Origin of the sequence: Pyrobaculum sp., assembly GCF_049971835.1 — an archaeon.
Classification (GTDB): Archaea; Thermoproteota; Thermoprotei; order Thermoproteales; family Thermoproteaceae; genus Pyrobaculum.
Genome location: NZ_JBMFKV010000219.1, coordinates 1 through 2,723, shown reverse-complemented (window position 1 = coordinate 2,723; position 2,723 = coordinate 1). Strand labels below are relative to the sequence as shown.

The 2,723-nt window shown below is 59.6% G+C and carries 2 protein-coding genes; one reads left to right on the top strand and one right to left on the bottom strand.

The window, feature by feature from the left end; all coding sequences use genetic code 11:
* Positions 1-292: EamA family transporter (locus tag ACP5J3_RS12635; RefSeq protein WP_428496011.1), on the top strand; the 292-nt coding region annotated here is incomplete at its 5' end.
* Here the strand turns inward: ACP5J3_RS12635 and ACP5J3_RS12630 are convergent.
* Positions 289-2,655 carry a tRNA(Met) cytidine acetyltransferase TmcA gene (locus ACP5J3_RS12630; RefSeq protein WP_428496010.1) on the bottom strand — a complete coding sequence of 789 codons (2,367 nt, stop codon included), beginning with the start codon at positions 2,653-2,655 and terminating at the stop codon, positions 289-291. The two genes, ACP5J3_RS12635 and ACP5J3_RS12630, sit on opposite strands and share 4 nt — an antisense overlap.
* Positions 2,656-2,723 lie beyond the last annotated feature (68 nt).

The window sequence follows — 2,723 nt, the reverse complement described above, 5'->3', positions numbered from 1 at the left end:
CGCCTGTCTATTCATGGCGCTATACCTCGCGGCGAGGGGGAGGCTGAGGGTTGTCAAGTCGCCGCTTTTCGCCGCGGCGTCTCTCCTCGACCTCGGCCTCGGCTCGGCGCTGTTCGCCTACTCAGTAGAGAGGGTTGGCCTAGCCCTCTCCACAATACTTGTCTCCGTGTCGCCCCTCGTTACTCAGCTCTACGCAAAATTCACCGGGATAGAGCCGCTGAGCCCGAGACAGATGGCCGGCGCCCTGGCTATATTCCTAGCAATCGCAGTGGCGATGGGCTCCCCTTCCTAGTCCTTACCCTTCACCGTGCCGACGACGAATAGGGGTACTTCAAACTCGCCGCCGTAGTAGTAAAACAGCAGGACTTTAACCACTTCTCTCAAAATAAGCATCAAGTCTCCCCTCCTAACGCCCGCGGCCTCGGCGGCCTCCTTCCAAGGCCTTGCCTGGAGCACCTTGCTGATTAATATGCGCACGGCGGCGTCCGGAAGGGCCGGTCTCCTCTTCTTCGACGAGTAGAAGTACTGCGTGGCTAGCATATATACGGCGTCGGTGACATTTTCATACGTCATGGGGCCGTAGGCATAGGCAACGAGTCTGTCAAGCTGGTTTTTAGATAAGGCGGGCGCCCCATCCACGTCCCACCCCCAGTCCTCTAGAAGCAACTGGACTTCCGTCGGCAGGAGGTCGACGTAGGGCCCCATGAGAGAGTGGATGAGGCGGCGCCTAAACTCAACGTTGGCGTACTTTACAAAAGCCTCGGCCCTCTCGTTCAGCGGCTTTACAAGCAAGACGCTGTACTCCCCGGAGGAGGGGTTGCGCTCCGGGGAGAGGTGAATCGGCACGTAGCCGTTCCGCACCCAGAACCTCAAGAGCCGGTCGTACACGCCGAAGCCGACGCCGACGTAGTCCATGCCCAGCTCCCTAGCCTCCTCCTCGATCTTCTGCAACATGACTGTGCCGAGGCCCATGTCTTGTAGCTCTGGGTGCGTGGCGATTCTCACTATGCGCCACCCCCTGAGCTTTGCGAATTCGGGGAGGCGCCAGTACTTGAGAAATCTATCTGGTATGATGTTGCCAGGTAGCTTTAGCCCCCTCAGCGCCTGGTCTATCGAAAGATCGTCGAGCCCACCCTCGTAGGCCAGCTCTACCGACACCACGACTTTCCCGTTTGGGAGGGCGAGGGCGCGGGCGGTGTGGTGGGGTGCGTCAAGCAACATCCCGAGGTCGTCGGGCTCGTTGCGGTAGTGGGCCTGGACGTATATACCGAAGAACTGTCTAAAAAGCTCCTCGCTCTTCATGACGTCCTCCTCCTTTAGGTACACCACCTCCCTCCTCTTGACGTATTCAAGATCTTCTGGAGCCACCTTGGCGGGCTCGGCGTTTAGGAGGAAGGTGTCGAAGAGCCACTCCTCGACGGGATCCCCCCTGCCGTACCTAATCGGCTCCTCCATTTCGTAGAGGTGTACGTCGGTGTCTCTAGACTCCCTTAGATACTTCAAGAACCTTATGGAGAAGCCGCGCCCCGCCCCTTCGTAGCCGTGTATCGTCGTGGCGAACACCAGCCTGTCGAATTTCCTATGGACGGCGTACAGCACGGGGAGGGGCACCGCAGCGGCCTCGTCGACGGCGACGACGTCGGCGTTTTCCCGCTTGAGCAACATGTATGGCGTCACCACGTCGATGAAGATGCCGCTCGCCTTGATGGACCGTATCTCGCCCCCCTCCTTCTCAACGCCGGGCTTGTAGCCGAGGGCCTCCAGCCCCCTCAGCGCGAATTCTAGAAGCGTCTCCAAGTTCCCGTACTCCATGGCGCTAACCACGATCTGCACCCTGGCCTTGGCCTTCCTCAGCTTATGACCAATGCCGGCCAGCCCCAGACCCAGCGCGGCGCTCTTGCCCCTCCCCCTGTCGGCAATTACTACGAGTACCTGCTTCTTCTTAGGCCTCTGGTAGAAAATCTCAAAGAGCTTCAATACCTCCACCTGGTCGTGGGTGGCGGCAAGTCTGTAGATCTTCAGAGGGAGGACGGCCTTATCGGGGGGCGCCGGCTTCTTAGGCTCGTACGGCTCCACCTCCTCTATGCCTGAAGACTTGAGCAACTCCCCGCGGTCTACGTCGTAAACCACCACCCCCCTGTGGGTGTAGAGGCTCCGCCAGAACCTCTCCTTCAATCTGTGTCTAATGTCGCTGGGGGTGAACTGCGGCACCAGCAAGGTGGATTGAAACTTGGTAACGTACCTACGCCACGCCTCAAGCGGCGGCACCATTAGCACGTACAGCCCCCCGCCTCTAACCACGCCGCCCAGCCTCCCCACGTCATTAGGCTTCAAGTCATTTACCAGGTCCAAGACTGCGAAGTCGTAAGTCGTCCCGAGGAGCCTCGGCGTGTCTTTATATGGCCTGAACTCCACCTCCAAACCAGTCTCCTCCAGCACGTCTCTAACGTAGTTCATCCGCTTATTTGCGTCGGCGAACTCCGGCTGGAACATGTAGAGCCCAGTGCCCCCGCCGCCAGCCGCCTCAAAGCCCCTCAGCGCCTCTCCCACGGCCTCCGCCAGCCTCCTATCGTCAGAGCCCACAAGCACTATAAGCCTCCTATGCCTCGCCGCCCGCGCTTTCTCAACCTCACCCCTAACCACATCAAAAATCACGACGCTGGAAGAGCCCCAATATATATCTTTGGAACCGGCACCGAGCCCACGCGCTCCACCGGCGGCCC